Raw genomic sequence first — 14,830 nt, forward strand, 5'->3', positions numbered from 1 at the left:
CTCCAGATATGTAGTGACGAAGACGCCGTGGATCAGGGCAGCTGGCCGGCGATATCGTCGATCAGCCAGGGGCCTTCGGTCTCAATGGTTTTCACGTCGTGCCAGCCCGCGAGCTCGGAGATGGCACCGCCCTGCACCGCGAAGACCTTGCCGTTGATCGGGCACTTCTCGGTGGCCAGATACGCCACCAGCGGGGAGATATTGGCCGGGCTGAAGGCGTCGAAACCGCCCTCCTCCACCGCCTCCGCCTCGGCAGCCATCATGGCGCCCATGCCTGGCGTGGCCAGGGTCAGCCGCGTGCGGGCGATCGGCGCGATGGCATTGACGCGCACCCCGTAGCGGGCCAGCTCATCGGCCGCGACCAGCGTGAGCGCCGCGATACCGGCCTTGGCCGCACCGTAATTGGCCTGCCCGGCATTGGGCACCGTGGTCCCCGAGGCCGACGCGGTATTGATCACCGCGGCGGTGGGCTGATTGCCGGCCTTGGACTGATCCTTCCAATAGGCGGCGGCATGGTGCAGCACCGCCGCATGCCCCTTGAGGTGCACGGCGATCACCGAATCCCACTGCGACTCGTCCATACCGGCCACGAAGGCATCGCGCAGGATGCCGGCGTTGTTGACCACCACGTCGAGCCGGCCGAATTCCGAGACCGCCTGATCGACAAGGTTTTTCGCGCCCTGCCAGTCCGACACGCTGTCGGTGTTCGCGATCGCCCGCCCCCCTGCGGCGATGATCTCGTTCACCACCTCGTGCGCGGGGCCGGCGTCGGCGCCCTCACCGGCATTGCTGCCGCCCAGGTCGTTCACGACCACCGCCGCGCCCTCCCGCGCGAACAGCAGCGCGTGCTCGCGCCCGATGCCGCGGCCCGCGCCGGTGATGACGGCGACCCGTCCCTCCAGTGCACCCATAATTTGCTCCCTCTACAGAGTCGGAAAAGAATTCAGTCGGCGATGACGGCCAGGCCGTCGGTCAGCACCAGATCCGTGCCGCGAGCGGTCTCGAAGGCGTACGTGGCCTCGCCGCGCTCACTCGAGGTCCGCCAGATGCGGGTCCGCAGATCGTCACCGGGGAAGACCATCTTGGAGAAGCGCACGGCAAAACGCCGCAGCCGCGCCACATCCGAATCGGCCACCTCGCCGAGCACCGCCCACGAGGACATGGCCATGGTGCACAGCCCGTGCGCGATGATGCCGGGCAGACCGGCATCCTTGGCGACCTGCTCGTCCAGATGCAGCGGCACCGGATCGCCGGAGGCGGGCGCATAGCGGAAGGTCTGGTCGAGATCCACGTGCGCGGGCACCACCGCAAGCGGCGACTGCCCGGCCAGCGCCGGATCGAAGCGGTGCGACGGCGCACCGTCACCGACCTTCGGGCCCGCGTTCACGCCCCGGAAGAACGCCGTCAGGTACTGCTCGTTGACGAGTTCCCCGTCCTGCGCCCGGCATTCGATGAGGATGGTGATGGTGGAGCCGTTGTCCTTGCCTTCGTAACCGATGGCCTTGGCGCGGGAGGACAGCTTGTCACCGGGGCGGATCGGGCGATGGAAGTGGAAGTCCTGCTCCCCGTGCACCACCCGGCCGAAGATATCCATCGGCACCACTTCGAGCACCGGCATCATCATGGCCTCGAAGACCGGGACGATGCCGAAGATCGGCGGGGCGACAACACCTTTCAGGTGCGACTCGATGGGATCATTGGTGGCGGCGGCGTATTCCGCGATGCGCTCGCCGGTGACCTCGAAGGGCTCCTCATCGGACCAGACGTTCAGCCCGCTGGGATCGAATTCAACTGTGGTACCGGCCATCTCAGGCCGCCGTCGCCAGCGCGTCGAGAGCCGTGAGCGTCTTGTCGAGCTGGTTCAGGCCGTCCTTCTCCACGGCCTTGCCGAGCGCGCCCTTGATGAGCGCGCCCTCGAAGTCACCGGAGACGGAGAACTTGCTGCCGGCGCCCTCGGGCTGGATATCGAAGGCGAACTGCACCTTCACGCCCGCCATGCCGGTACCGCTGAGCACCAGGCGATTCGGGGTGTCGACACTCTCGACGACCCACTCGATCTTGTTGGCCATGCCCAGCATGAGGATCTTGGCGACCAGCTTGGAACCCGGCGCCAGCGCGGCCGGCGGCTCCTCCAGCCAGCGCTCGTGGATGGAGAACCACTTGTCCCAGGTCTGCGGATCGGAGACGACAGCCCACAGGGCCTCGGGGGTGGCGCTGAGGTCCTTACTGGCTTCGATATGTCCCATGACTACTGCTCCTCGTCGAGTGTGAGTGTGGTGTAAGAGATTTCAGCGCTGGTTTTCAGCGGTCAGCGCGCTGGTAGGCGGTCACGACGGCCGCGCCGCCGAGCCCGATATTGTGCTGCAGCGCGGCGGTGACGTTGTCGACCTGCCGCTTGTCTGCGGTGCCGCGCAGCTGCCAGGTGAGCTCACTGCACTGCGCCAAACCCGTTGCGCCCAGGGGATGTCCCTTGGAGATGAGGCCGCCGGAGGGGTTCACCACCCACTTGCCGCCGTAGGTGGTCAGGCCGTCATCGATGAGCCGGCCGGCCTCGCCCTCCTTGCACAGGCCGAGCGCCTCGTAGGTCAGCAGCTCATTGGCGGAGAAGCAGTCGTGCAGCTCGATGACCTGGAAGTCCTCCGGGCCGAGTCCGGCCTGCGCGTAAACCTTCTCGGCCGCTTGCACATTCATGTCGTAGCCGATGAGGTTCTTGGCGGTGCCGTCGAAGCTGGACTGGAAGTCGGTGGTCATGGCCTGCCCGACGATCTCCACCGCCTGCGCCGCCAGATTGTGCCGGTCCACGAACGCCTCGCCGGCCAGAATGGCCGCGCCCGAACCGTCGGAGGTCGGCGAGCACTGCAGCTTGGTGAGCGGGTCGTAGATCATTCGCGAGGCCAGGATGTCCTCGAGCGAATACTCCTCCTGGAACTGCGCATACGGGTTGTTCACCGAATGCTTGTGATTCTTGTAGCCGATCTTGGCGAAGTGCTCGATGGTGGTGCCGTACTTCACCATGTGCTCGCGGCCCGCCGCGCCGAACATCCAGGGCGCCACCGGGAACAGCACCTCGGAGATCTCCGCGAGCGCCATCACATGCTTGGCCATCGGCTGTTCGCGGTCGTCGTAGCTGGAGCCCAGCGAGCCCGGCTGCATCTTCTCGAAGCCCAGCGCCAGCGTGCATTCCGCCAGTCCGCCCCGAATCGCCTGTGCCGCAAGGTAGAGCGCGGTGGAGCCGGTGGAGCAGTTGTTGTTGACATTGACGACCGGGATGCCGGTCATGCCCAGCTCGTACACCGCGCGCTGGCCGGAGGTGGATTCACCGTAGACGTAGCCGACGTAGGCCTGCTCGACCTCGCGGTAGTCGATCCCCGCGTCGGCGAGGGCCTTGGTGCCCGATTCGCGCGCCATATCCGGGTAGTCCCAGCCGCTGCCGTCCTCGTTCTTGCGGCGGCCCGGCTTCTCGAACTTCGTCATGCCGACGCCGACGACGTAGACCTTGTTCGTCATCGAACTCCCTCACATCAGGCCGCGCTCCATGCCAGGACGCGCGGCTGGTGTCGACCCGACGGGCCGAACTGTGCACAAACATACAGAGATGTATGTAAGACGACAAGAGGCCGGGCTTCTACCAGCGCAAAGTCCGTCAAACTTCCAGAAGCAGCCGCTTGCATTGGTACATACAGCCAAAGTTGTATGCGATCTCCGGCGCAGCCCGCACCTGCCCGCCCGCCATCCCGGCACGCCCGCGGCCGGGATCCGCACCACCGGATGCCGATCGATAGCTCAATCAGGTGACATACGCCACAGGTGAGGGTGCCGTAACGGCGACGTAATCGATCGGCAATTGCCCGGGCACATCCCTGCGGGAGTTTCGAACCGTCGCCGTGAACGCGGTGCGCTGGGACAGGAGAACCTCGTGGTCGATGTCGATGCCCGATCGGCGAACGCAGACGGAATAGCCGCCGCCAAGGAAACGCTGGAGGACTACACGCTGCGATTCGCCCCGCGCAGTTACCGAAAGTGGAGCCCGGCGGTGGTCGGCATCTCGGCCCTCGGCGGCATCGCCTACCTCGCCGACTTCGCCATCGGCGCGAATATCGGCATTGCCAACGGCACCGGAAACGCGCTGCTGGGCATCGGCATCTTCGCCCTCGTGGTGATGCTGACCGGCTTCCCGCTCGCCTACTACGCGGCCCGCTACAACATCGACCTCGACCTCATCACCCGCGGCAGCGGCTTCGGCTACTACGGGTCGATCGTCACCAATATCGTGTTCGCCTCGTTCACCTTCATCTTCTTCGCGCTGGAGGGGTCGATCATGGCCCAGGGCCTGGAGCTGGGCCTGGGCATCCCGGTGTGGATCGGCTACCTGACCTCCACGCTGATCATCTTCCCGCTGGTCATCTACGGCATGAACACCCTGGCCAAACTGCAGGTCTGGACCACTCCGCTGTGGCTGCTGCTGATGGTGCTGCCTTTCGGCTTCCTGCTGGTGCGCCACCCCGACTCGGTCTCCGCGTTCTTCGCCTACGGCGGCGAGAACGGTTCCGGCGTCAGCCTTTCCGGCACGCTGCTGGCCGCGGGCGTCTGCCTCTCGCTCATCGCGCAGATCGCCGAACAGATCGATTACCTGCGCTTCATGCCGCCGCGCACGCCCGAGAACGCGCGCAAATGGTGGGGCTGGATGCTGCTCGCGGGTCCGGGCTGGGTGCTCTTCGGCGCACTGAAGCAGGTTGTCGGACTGTTCCTGGCGGTCTACCTGATCGCGACTCTGCCTGCCGCACAGGGCATTGCGAACCAGCCGGTGCACCAGTTCCTGGAGATCTACAAGAACATGGTCCCGGGCTGGCTGGCCATGACCCTCGCGGTGGTGCTGGTGGTCATCAGCCAGATCAAGATCAATGTCACCAATGCTTACTCCGGCTCGCTGGCCTGGACCAACTCCTACACCCGGGTCACCAAGACCTATCCGGGCCGGCTGGTCTTCCTGGTGGTGAACCTGGTGATCGCGCTGATCCTGATGGAAGCCAATATGTTCGACTTCCTGAACAATATTCTCGGCTTCTACGCCAACTGCGGCATCGCCTGGATCGTCACCGTCGCAACCGATATCGCGATCAACAAGTACGTGCTGAAGCTCTCGCCGAAGGTGCCGGAGTTCCGCCGCGGCATGCTCTACGATTTCAATCCGGTCGGCCTGGTCGGCTTCGGCTCGGCGACGCTGCTGTCGATCATGACCTTCTTCGGCCTGTTCGGTGAGCTGCTGAAGCCGTACTCCCCCATCGTCGCGATCGTCGTGGCCTTCATCGCGACGCCGCTTACCGCCATCGTCACCAAGGGCAAGTACTACCTGCGCCGCACAGATGACGGCATCGAGCTGCCGCTGTTCGACGAGCACGGCAACCCGTCCGGCGAACTGCTGGCCTGCGCGGTCACCGGCATGGAATTCGAGCGGCCGGACATGATCGCCTCGGCGGTGCCGGGTCCGGAGGGCGAGATCCAGTACATCAGCTCACTGGCGCTCTCGACCGACAAGACCGGCGTTCACCTACTGCCCCAACAGAACTGAGCCGCCCACCCCGGACCGAACATCCTCGTCATCCCGGCCGACAACGCGCCGGGATGACGAGGTTACGCTCAGTCGGCGAGCCGCATGCGCGGCAGCGAAACCTGCGCTGCCGCACGCAGCTGCACCGAGGCGCGCAGCCAACGCCGGTGTGCACGTTCGGGATCCGGATCGATGAAGCTCGAGACGAGAATCCCGCGCAGCGCGTCCATGGCGGTGAAGACGAAATCGCGGGCATCCTTGCGGTGCACCTCATCCGGGACGTAGCGGCTCAGCGCCATCAGCACCGCATTGTTGACAAACGGCTCGACCTTGCCCATTTCGGCGGCCAGCACGGGATCGGTGCGGCCCGCGACCCACAGTTCGATCGCCGCGATGAACAGCGGCCCCTGATGCAGCTCCCACAGGAATTCCAGCACCGTCTCGATGGGATCCGGACCGGCCTTGATACGGCCGATCTCCTGCATGGCGGCCTCGGTGCGGCGCTGCGCGAGATGGCTGATGGCCGCGACCACCAGATCGGTCTTGGAGCCGAAATGGTGTACCTGCGCACCCCGGGTCACTCCCGCGCGCTCGGCCACCCGGGGCGTGGTCGTGCCCGCGTACCCGTACTCCACCAGGCATTCGATGGTCGCGTCCAGCAGTCGCACCCGCATCTCGCTGCTACGCTGCTCCTGGGTGCGCCGAGGCGGCTTAGACGTCGTGGTACGGGTCATCCACGCATCGTACACTTACATACACTTGTGTATGTAATGTGGCCCGATTGCGGGCCGGACCAGCGATCCAGCCGGGGGGTGACCGCTCGGAGCCGGACCTGCGAGTCTCGCGCCGTACGCCGTTTCCGCTACGCCTGACGCGATGCGCGGGCGATGAGCACCGTACCCGCGAACAGCAACGTGCCCAGCACCGCCAAACCCGTGCCCACCACGGCCGGAGCCGTATAACCGAGCCCCGCGGCGATCACCAGACCACCCAGCCAGGCGCCCGCGGCATTCGCGATATTGAGCGCCGCGTGATTCAGTGCGGCCGCCAGAGTTTGCGCGTCATGCGCCACATCCATCAGCCGAGTTTGCAGGCCGGGTGCCAATGCCGCACCGGACGCTCCGACGAAGAATGCGCCCGCCGCCGCGGTATACGGATTGTGCGCCGCCGCGATAAAGACGGCCAGGATCACCACCATCGAAATCAATGCCGCGAATATCGCGCGATCCACACCGCGATCGGCCAGTACGCCGCCGATGATATTGCCCGCCACCATTCCGAATCCGAACAGCATCAGCACAATCGGCACCAGGCCGACCGACATGCCCGCCACATCGGTGAGGGTCGTGGTGATGTAGGTGTAGACCGCGAACATGCCGCCGAAGCCGACCGCGCCGACCAGCAGCGTCAGCAGCACCTGGGAACGACGCAGCGCGCCCAGTTCGGTACGGGGATCGGTGAGGCGAATGCCGGTGAGCTCCGGCACGAAGCGGAAGAGCGCGGCGACCGTGGCCGCGCCGATCACGGCGACCACCACATAGGCGTCCCGCCAGCCGAGATGCTGACCCAGCCAGGTGGCGGCGGGAACGCCGACAACATTGGCGGCGCTCAATCCCAGCATAACCGCGGCAACCGCCTTGGCACGCTGCCCCACCGGAGCCAGCGACGCGGCGGCCAGCGAGGCCACGCCGAAATAGGCGCCGTGCGGCAGACCCGTCACGAATCGCGCGATCACCAGCGTCGTGTACGAGGGCGCGAACACCGACGCCGCATTGCCGAGCGTGAAGGCCATCATCAATGCGATCAGCAGCTTCTTGCGCGACATCCGCGCGCAGAGCGCCGCGATCACCGGAGCGCCGACGACTACGCCCAGTGCGTACGCCGAAACAGCATGCCCCGCAACAGGTTCGGAAACATTCATGCCGCGCGCGATCTCCGGCAGCAATCCCATGGTCACGAATTCGGTTGTGCCGATACCGAATCCACCCATCGCCAGCGCGAGCATGGCGGGCACATGCCACCCGCGCCCGGCCGCCGGTTCGACGTACCCGGACGTGGCCGTGCTCTCGGACACGGAATCAACAGATTCGGAGACAGAATTGGCCACGACCAATCGCAACATCCGAGCGAACCCGCCCGATACCCTCCGCACCGGTGATCTCACTCACGAACAGGACGGATGGGAACCCGCGGCACTTTTCCCGAGTACGAAAGCAGCCCGAGTACGAAAACAGCCCGAGTGCCGAAAGCGGCCCGGGCGCGAAAAACAGTTCGGGCACCCGCTCCGCCGAAGTGGCGGGACAGGTGCCCGGAATGTTCATGACGAGGGATGGTCCCGGCCGGGACGTTCGGTCCCGGCCGCCATCGGTCGCCGCGGCGCGCTGGGCGCAGACCTTCAGCACGCCGCTTCGGGCGTCGGAAACGCCCTGTGCCCCTGGGGTTTCAGGGGTGAGACCCCTGAGCGCCCCGAGAGCCGGATACTCAGCGCAGGGTGCGCGCCAGGTTGGCATCGAGCACACCGAGGAACTCCTCGGTGGTCAGGTAACCCTGGTCGCCGCCGACGAGCAGCGCCAGATCCTTGGTCATCTGGCCGTCTTCGACGGTCTTGATGACGACATCCTCGAGGGTCTGCGCGAAGGCGATGACCTCGGGGGTGTTGTCCAGCTTGCCGCGATGCGCCAGGCCACGGGTCCACGCGAAGATCGAGGCGATCGGGTTCGTGGAGGTGGGCTTGCCCTGCTGGTGCTGGCGGAAGTGCCGGGTGACGGTGCCGTGCGCGGCCTCCGCCTCACAGGTGCGGCCGTCCGGGGTGAGCAGCACCGAGGTCATCAGGCCCAGCGAGCCGAAGCCCTGCGCCACGGTGTCGGACTGCACATCGCCGTCGTAGTTCTTGCAGGCCCAGACGTAACCGCCCTCCCACTTGAGCGCGGAGGCGACCATATCGTCGATGAGCCGGTGCTCGTAGGTCAGGCCGGCGGCGTCGAATTCCTTCTTGAACTCGGTCTGGTAGACCTCTTCGAAGGTGTCCTTGAACATGCCGTCGTAGGCCTTCAGAATGGTGTTCTTCGTGGAGAGGTACACCGGGTAGTTCTGCTGCAGACCGTAATTCAGCGAGGCACGCGCGAAGTCCCGGATCGAGTCCTGGAAGTTGTACATACCCATGATCACGCCGCCGTCTTCCGGCATGCGGACGACCTCGTGCTGGATCGGCTCGGAGCCGTCCTCCGGCGTGAAGGTCAGGGTGACGGTGCCGGCCTGATGCACCTTGAAATCGGTGGCGCGGTACTGGTCACCGAAGGCGTGACGGCCGATGATGATCGGCTTGGTCCAACCCGGAACCAGACGCGGAACATTCGAGATGATGATCGGCGCACGGAAGATGGTGCCGCCCAGAATATTGCGGATGGTGCCGTTCGGCGACCGCCACATCTTCTTGAGGTCGAATTCCTCGACGCGGGCTTCATCCGGGGTGATCGTCGCGCATTTCACGCCTACGCCGTGCTTCTTGATGGCGTTGGCGGCGTCGACGGTGACCTGATCATCGGTCTTGTCGCGGTACTCGATGCCGAGGTCGTAGTACTCGAGGTTCACATCGAGGTACGGAATTATCAGCTTGTCCTTGATGAACTGCCAGATGATCCGGGTCATCTCGTCGCCATCGAGTTCGACGACAGTCCCTTCAACCTTGATCTTGGACATGGACTTCGTGTCCTCCTAGGAAGGTGGTGCTCCCATTGCACGGCCGGGTGAGCACGCTTGTGAGCGGGGACCCCGGCTGTTCAACAAACAACGTATATGCCCGGCGTTTTCTGCGGGACCTCTGGTACCAGGTCCGTACAGTTTGTGGCGCCAAACAAGACGAGCGTACTGCTGCTATGAACCGCACCGCACGGGCAGCCCCCGCTGTGCGGGACCCCGCCCTCGGTTACCGGTGAGTAGTGTGCACCGTCACCACGGGGCTTTCCCGGCGCGACACGGGTTGCCCCCGACGCGACGCGGGCCGCGCCTCCGGAGAGGACGCGGCCCGCGAAAGCGGTAGTAGCTCAGACTCCGACGTGCACGTGCTCGGAGCCCTCCAGCAGCGTTTCCGGCTTGTCCCGGATCATGAACGCGATGATCGGAATGGTCAGCAGGAAGAAACCGGCGCCCGCGTAGAACGCCACGTCATAACTGTGGATCGCCGCCCGGGCCACCACATTGTCGATGGTCGGGTGATTCTTGGCATACCGCTCGGCCGCCTGCACCGAGAGCGTCATCAGCAGCGCGGTGCCGATGGAACCGCCGACCTGCTGCGCCGCGTTCAGCAGCGCACTGGCCACACCGGAATCCTTCTCGTCCACCTGATGCAGCGCGGTGGTCTGCATGGCCACGAACAATCCGCCCATACCGAGCGCGATGAGCAGGATGGCCGGCAGCACGCTGGTGGCGTAGCTGTCACCGAAGGACAGCTGCGCCAGGTACAGCAGACCGCCCGTACCGAGCACCGCACCGGTCAGCATGACCGGGCGCGGCCCGATCTTCGGCAGCAGCGCGCTGGCGATACCGGCCGAGATGACGATGCCCACCGGGAACGGCAGGAACGACACACCCGCCTTGAGCGCCGAGTACCCGAGGGTGAGCTGCAGGTAGAAGCTCAGGTTCAGGAACATGGCGAACATGGCGATCGGGGTGATGAGCGCGACCAGGAATGAGCCGCCTCGGTTGATCTCACCCGGAATACGCAGTGGCAGCAGCGGATTCGCTGTTCGACGTTCGATAACCACGAAGGCGACGAGCAGTGCCACACCCGCGACGAGGAAGCCGAGGGTGGTGCTCGCGGTCCAGCCGTCCGATGCCGCGCGGCTGAAGCCGTAGACGACCGAGATCAAACCGAGCGTCGCGGTGACCGCGCCGGGCAGGTCGTACCCGCCGGTGCGCGGCGCGGGAATGTCCTTGATGACGAAGGCCATGGCGCCGGCGAAGGCCAGCAGTGCGATGGGCGTGTTCACCAGCAGGCACCAGCGCCAGCTGGCGTACTCGGTGAGCAGACCGCCGACGATCAGGCCGATGGCCGCGCCGCCCGCCGAGACGCCGGCGAAGACGCCGAACGCGCGGGCCCGCTCCTTGGGCTCGGTGAAGGTGATCGACACCAGCGACAGCGCCGCCGGCGCCAGCAGTGCGCCGAACGCGCCCTGCAGGCCGCGACCGGCGAACAGTTCCGCGGTGTTCTGCGCCAGTCCGGCCAGCGCCGAGGCGCCGGCGAAACCGATCAGGCCGATCAGGAAGATGCGGCGACGGCCGAGGTAGTCGGCGAGCCGGCCGCCGAGCAGCAGCAGGCCACCGAAGATCAGCGTGTAGGCGGTGAGGATCCACTGCCGGTTGCCGTCGCTGATGCCCAGGTCCTGCTGGGCGAAGGGCAGGGAAATAGTGACGATGGTGGCGTCGAGCACCACCATCAGCTGGGCCATGGCAATCACGCCCAGCGCCAGCCAGCGCTTGGAAGCGCTTGTCTGACTTGATTTTTCATCGGGCGCGAGAGTCGCCATCCCAGTGGTCATGCCGTCTCCTCAGGAGTGGTTCGAACAGCCTGGTCCATCGTGGCACCTCCAGACAATTGGCGTCAAGAGAAAAGTGTCGCAATCAGACAGTTGGCGGTTCTCGTCACAATATCGCCGGACGGCTATACAATGACGACATGTCCGAGTCGTCGACGCATGCCGGTTCACTGACACTCCACAGCCCCGAGCGGGCGAGTCTGGAGCGTCACCGGCCGGGTCTGCGCGAGCGCAAGAAGCAGCAGACCCGGACGCGCATCATCGATGTGGCGCTGCAGCTGTGCGACGCGCAGGGTTTCGACGCCACCACCGTCGAGCAGATCGCCGATGCGGCCGATGTCTCACCGCGCACCATCAACCGGTACTTCGACAGCAAAGAGGCGATCGTCATCGCCCCGATCGAGGACATGGGCCGGGCGCTCGCCGACCAGCTGCGCGCGCAGCCCATCACCGGCAATGAACTGCAGGCCCTGCTCGACGCGTTCATGGCCGTGGTCGAGCAGGTCATCGAGGGCGACAATCCGCTGCCGTTCCACTGGTTTCAGCAGATGCAGCGCATCACGCAGAGCAATGCGACAGTCCGCGCCGAAAGCCTGTCCGCGGCCGATACCAAGACCCTGTCCATGACGACGGTGCTCGCCGAACGCCTGCGGACCGATCCGAATGCCATGCCGGTGCGGATGATCTCGGCCACCTGGCACGCCATCGTGCGCATCGGCATGGAGTGCGAATTCGACGCCTCCTCCGAGTTCCCCGATTGCTCCAGTGCGAGCACGGCACGCGAGCTCATCGACAATGTGGTCGCCGCCTATGAGGAGTACACGCGCAGTTGCGCCCTCCCCGTCGCGACGGCCGCCACCGGTCCCCGTTAGAATTTCGCATCAGGTCAAGAGCATCAGCGTTAAGCCCCGGCTCGCTGATCGGCAACCCTCCAGCAGCGGCGGGGTGCTCCGGGTGAGGACCAGGCGCTCGAAGGCCGAGCGCAAGCGCACTGTAGGAGGACCCGAGATGTGTTGTTGTCGAAGCTTATTCGCCTTCCGATAACGTCCACCTCCGCCATTCGGCGACCTTTTCTCTGGAGCACGACATGAGTGACTCGACCGCGCCCGCTGCCTCTTCGGCAACCAGCGACATCGGCCCGGCCAACTGGTCCTTCGAGACCAAGCAGATCCACGCCGGACAGGCCCCCGACGCCACCACCGGCGCGCGCGCCCTGCCGATCTACCAGACCACCTCGTACGCCTTCCGCGATACCGATCACGCCGCCGCGCTGTTCGGTCTCGCCGAGCCGGGCAATATCTACACCCGCATCATGAATCCCACCCAGGACGTGGTGGAGCAGCGCATCGCCGCGCTCGAGGGCGGTGTGGCCGCACTGCTGCTGGCCTCCGGACAGGCCGCGGAGACCTACGCGATCCTGAACCTCGCCTCGGCGGGCGATCACATCGTGTCCAGCCCGCACCTGTACGGCGGTACCTACAACCTCTTCCACTACTCGCTGCCCAAGCTGGGCATCGAGGTCGGCTTCGTCGAGGATCCCGATGATCTGGCGCAGTGGGAAGCGGCCGTACGGCCGAACACCAAGGCGTTCTACGGCGAGACCATCGCCAATCCGAGCAGCTCGATCTTCGATATCCCGGGCATCGCCGGTGTCGCGCACGCGGCGGGCATCCCGCTGATCGTGGACAACACCGTCGCCACGCCGTACCTGCTCCAGCCGCTGAAGCACGGCGCGGACATCGTGGTGCACTCGGCCACCAAGTACCTGGGCGGGCACGGCGCCGCGGTCGCGGGCGTGATCGTCGACGGCGGCACCTTCGACTGGACCGTGCGCGATGCCGACGGTGAGCCGCGCTTCCCGGGCTTCACCACCCCCGATCCCAGCTACCACGGCGCCGTCTTCGCCGATCTCGGCGCACCGGCGTACGCACTCAAGGCACGGGTGCAGCTGCTGCGCGATCTGGGCGCCGCGGCTTCGCCGTTCAACGCCTTCCTGATCAGCCAGGGCATCGAAACACTGAGTCTGCGGCTGGAGCGGCACGTGTCCAACGCGGAGGCCGTGGCGGAGTTCCTGACACAGCAGCCGGGCGTCGAGAAGGTCTACTACGCGGGGCTGCCCAGCTCGCCGTGGTTCGAGCGGGGCAAACAACTGGCTCCCAAGGGTGCCGGCGCCATCGTCTCGTTCGAACTGGCCGGCGGCGTGGATGCGGGCAAGAAGTTCGTGGACACCCTGGTGCTGCACAGCCATGTCGCTAACATCGGGGATGTGCGTTCCCTCGTCATCCACCCGGCGTCCACCACCCACTCCCAGCTGACACCCGAGGAGCAGCTCGCCTCCGGCGTCACCCCTGGTCTGGTCCGTTTGGCCGTGGGTATCGAGGGCATCGACGACATCCTGGCGGACCTGCGCGCCGGATTGACGGCGGCCGCAAGTTGACCGCGAATATCGAATCGAGCACTGCCCGTTCGACGGCGGAAGTCCTGCTTCCGCCGCCGGACGGCACGCTCGGCAGCATTACGATCGGGGAGGTGGCGCTGGAGAGCGGCGCCGTCCTTCCCGACGTGACGCTGGCCGTGCAACGCTGGGGCGAACTATCGGCGAATGCCGACAATCTGGTGCTGATCGAACATGCGCTGACCGGTGATTCGCATGTGATCGGGCCGGCCGATGTGCATCACGATCAGGCCGGCTGGTGGGACGGGACCATCGGTCCCGGTAAGGCCATCGACACCCGCGAGTGGTGTGTCATCGCCACCAATGTGCTCGGCGGCTGTAAGGGCAGCACCGGTCCGGCGTCGCCGGCGCCGGACGGAAAGCCTTGGGGTGGAAGGTTTCCCGAGATCACCGTGCGCGATCAGGTGACCGCGGAGGCCCAGTTCTTCGATGTGCTCGGGGTCGAGCGCCTGGCCGCCGTCGTGGGCGGTTCCATGGGCGGCATGCGGGTGCTGGAGTGGATGATCGGATATCCCGAACGGGTCGGCGCGGCGCTGGTGCTCGCGGCCAGTGCGCGGGCCACCGCCGATCAGCTCGGCCAGCAGACCACCCAGATCGCCGTCATCAAGGCCGATCCGGACTGGCAGGGCGGTAACTACTACGGTACCGGGCGCGCCCCGATGACCGGTATGGGCCTGGCCCGGCGCATGGCGCATCTCACCTATCGCGCCGAGGCCGAGCTCGATCACCGCTTCGAGAATTTCGCCCAGGGCGACGAGAACCCCTGGGAGGGTGGGCGTTACGCGGTGCAGAGCTATCTGGAGTACCAGGCCGACAAGCTCATCTCGCGTTTCGATCCGGCCACCTACGTGCTGCTCACCGAGGCGCTGAATCGGTACGACGTGGGCCGTGGGCGTGGTGGCATCGAGGCGGCGCTGTCGGGCACGCCAGTACCGTGTGTGGTCGGTGGTGTGGATTCCGATCGCCTGTATCCGCTGCGCAATCAGCAGGAGCTGGCCGATCTGCTGCCGGGCTGTAAGGGGCTGGAGATCGTGCACTCCCGCGACGGCCACGACGGCTTCCTCACCGAGACCGAGGCGGTCAGCAAGCTGATGCTCGAGACGATGGAGCTGGCCCGCGCCGCGCGTGCGTGATCGGTACTATCGCGTGCGACCGACCGGTATGTAATGCCTGCGGTGCAATGACCGCAGACAATGCCATGAGTCGCGCCTGTTTCGTACGAATTATCTTGACGCACTGTCGGTTTCGTTCGCGTGACACCAGGTAACCGGAGACCGGAATCCGTGCCGAAAC

Annotated in this window: 12 protein-coding genes and 1 riboswitch; of the genes, 4 read left to right on the plus strand and 8 right to left on the minus strand. The window is 65.8% G+C overall.

Features of this window, described 5'->3' with window-relative positions; genetic code table 11:
- Positions 1-32: 32 nt before the first annotated feature.
- The 4 genes from OG716_RS26420 to OG716_RS26435 are packed head-to-tail and all read right to left on the minus strand — an operon-like array spanning position 33 to position 3,507.
- On the minus strand, positions 33-911 hold the full coding sequence (locus OG716_RS26420; RefSeq protein WP_405133386.1) for an SDR family oxidoreductase: 879 nt from the start codon (positions 909-911) through the stop codon (positions 33-35).
- 32 nt (positions 912-943) lie between these two features.
- Entirely contained in the window at positions 944-1,807 is an 864-nt protein-coding gene (locus tag OG716_RS26425) for a MaoC/PaaZ C-terminal domain-containing protein (protein WP_405133387.1), read from the minus strand.
- Between the two features lies 1 nt (position 1,808).
- Positions 1,809-2,246, minus strand: coding sequence for an SRPBCC family protein (locus OG716_RS26430; RefSeq protein ID WP_327143864.1), 438 nt, complete (start codon positions 2,244-2,246; stop codon positions 1,809-1,811).
- Positions 2,247-2,301: 55 nt separating this feature from the next.
- Positions 2,302-3,507, minus strand: coding sequence for a lipid-transfer protein (locus OG716_RS26435; protein ID WP_405133388.1), 1,206 nt, complete (start codon positions 3,505-3,507; stop codon positions 2,302-2,304).
- Positions 3,508-3,916: 409 nt separating this feature from the next.
- On the opposite strand from OG716_RS26435, the gene OG716_RS26440 reads away from it, so the two are divergent.
- Positions 3,917-5,569 (plus strand): purine-cytosine permease family protein, encoded by a 1,653-nt coding sequence (locus OG716_RS26440; protein ID WP_405133389.1) that lies wholly within the window; start codon positions 3,917-3,919, stop codon positions 5,567-5,569.
- Between the two features lie 68 nt (positions 5,570-5,637).
- On the opposite strand, the gene OG716_RS26445 is transcribed toward OG716_RS26440, so the two are convergent.
- The 4 genes from OG716_RS26445 to OG716_RS26460 form a co-directional block, all read right to left on the minus strand.
- On the minus strand, positions 5,638-6,282 hold the full coding sequence (locus OG716_RS26445) for a TetR/AcrR family transcriptional regulator (RefSeq protein ID WP_405133390.1): 645 nt from the start codon (positions 6,280-6,282) through the stop codon (positions 5,638-5,640).
- 128 nt (positions 6,283-6,410) lie between these two features.
- On the minus strand, positions 6,411-7,622 hold the full coding sequence (locus OG716_RS26450; RefSeq protein ID WP_405133391.1) for an MFS transporter: 1,212 nt from the start codon (positions 7,620-7,622) through the stop codon (positions 6,411-6,413).
- A 407-nt stretch (positions 7,623-8,029) separates the two neighbouring features.
- Positions 8,030-9,247, minus strand: a complete 1,218-nt coding sequence (locus OG716_RS26455; protein ID WP_327143858.1) for an NADP-dependent isocitrate dehydrogenase — start codon at positions 9,245-9,247, stop codon at positions 8,030-8,032.
- A 344-nt stretch (positions 9,248-9,591) separates the two neighbouring features.
- Positions 9,592-11,085: an MFS transporter gene (locus tag OG716_RS26460; protein ID WP_405133392.1), complete on the minus strand. Its 1,494-nt coding sequence runs from the start codon at positions 11,083-11,085 to the stop codon at positions 9,592-9,594.
- 137 nt (positions 11,086-11,222) lie between these two features.
- Here OG716_RS26460 and OG716_RS26465 point away from each other — a divergent pair, with 137 nt between their 5' ends.
- The 3 genes from OG716_RS26465 (at position 11,223) to OG716_RS26475 (ending at position 14,670) form a co-directional block, all read left to right on the plus strand.
- Complete coding sequence (locus OG716_RS26465; RefSeq protein ID WP_405133393.1) at positions 11,223-11,954, plus strand: TetR/AcrR family transcriptional regulator; 732 nt, start codon at positions 11,223-11,225, stop codon at positions 11,952-11,954.
- A gap of 12 nt (positions 11,955-11,966) precedes the next feature.
- Positions 11,967-12,077: riboswitch (SAM riboswitch) on the plus strand.
- Between the two features lie 92 nt (positions 12,078-12,169).
- The gene (locus OG716_RS26470) at positions 12,170-13,519 is read left to right on the plus strand and encodes a bifunctional o-acetylhomoserine/o-acetylserine sulfhydrylase (RefSeq protein WP_405133394.1); all 1,350 of its coding nucleotides are present in this window, start codon (positions 12,170-12,172) and stop codon (positions 13,517-13,519) included.
- Entirely contained in the window at positions 13,516-14,670 is a 1,155-nt protein-coding gene (locus tag OG716_RS26475) for a homoserine O-acetyltransferase (RefSeq protein ID WP_405133395.1), read from the plus strand. Before OG716_RS26470 ends, OG716_RS26475 begins: the two co-directional genes overlap by 4 nt.
- Positions 14,671-14,830: the final 160 nt, after the last annotated feature.

This window comes from Nocardia sp. NBC_01388 (genome assembly GCF_045040085.1).
Classification (GTDB): Bacteria; Actinomycetota; Actinomycetes; order Mycobacteriales; family Mycobacteriaceae; genus Nocardia.

Bases quoted from the DNA above. Each gene is read 5' to 3' on its own strand.
- OG716_RS26455 (WP_327143858.1), bottom strand. From the start codon at position 9,247: ATGTCCAAGATCAAGGTTGAAGGGACTGTCGTCGAACTCGATGGCGAC.
- OG716_RS26445 (WP_405133390.1), bottom strand. From the start codon at position 6,282: ATGACCCGTACCACGACGTCTAAGCCGCCTCGGCGCACCCAGGAGCAG.
- OG716_RS26430 (WP_327143864.1), bottom strand. From the start codon at position 2,246: ATGGGACATATCGAAGCCAGTAAGGACCTCAGCGCCACCCCCGAGGCC.
- OG716_RS26470 (WP_405133394.1), top strand. From the start codon at position 12,170: ATGAGTGACTCGACCGCGCCCGCTGCCTCTTCGGCAACCAGCGACATC.
- OG716_RS26460 (WP_405133392.1), bottom strand. From the start codon at position 11,085: ATGACCACTGGGATGGCGACTCTCGCGCCCGATGAAAAATCAAGTCAG.
- OG716_RS26465 (WP_405133393.1), top strand. From the start codon at position 11,223: ATGTCCGAGTCGTCGACGCATGCCGGTTCACTGACACTCCACAGCCCC.
- OG716_RS26420 (WP_405133386.1), bottom strand. From the start codon at position 911: ATGGGTGCACTGGAGGGACGGGTCGCCGTCATCACCGGCGCGGGCCGC.
- OG716_RS26425 (WP_405133387.1), bottom strand. From the start codon at position 1,807: ATGGCCGGTACCACAGTTGAATTCGATCCCAGCGGGCTGAACGTCTGG.
- OG716_RS26435 (WP_405133388.1), bottom strand. From the start codon at position 3,507: ATGACGAACAAGGTCTACGTCGTCGGCGTCGGCATGACGAAGTTCGAG.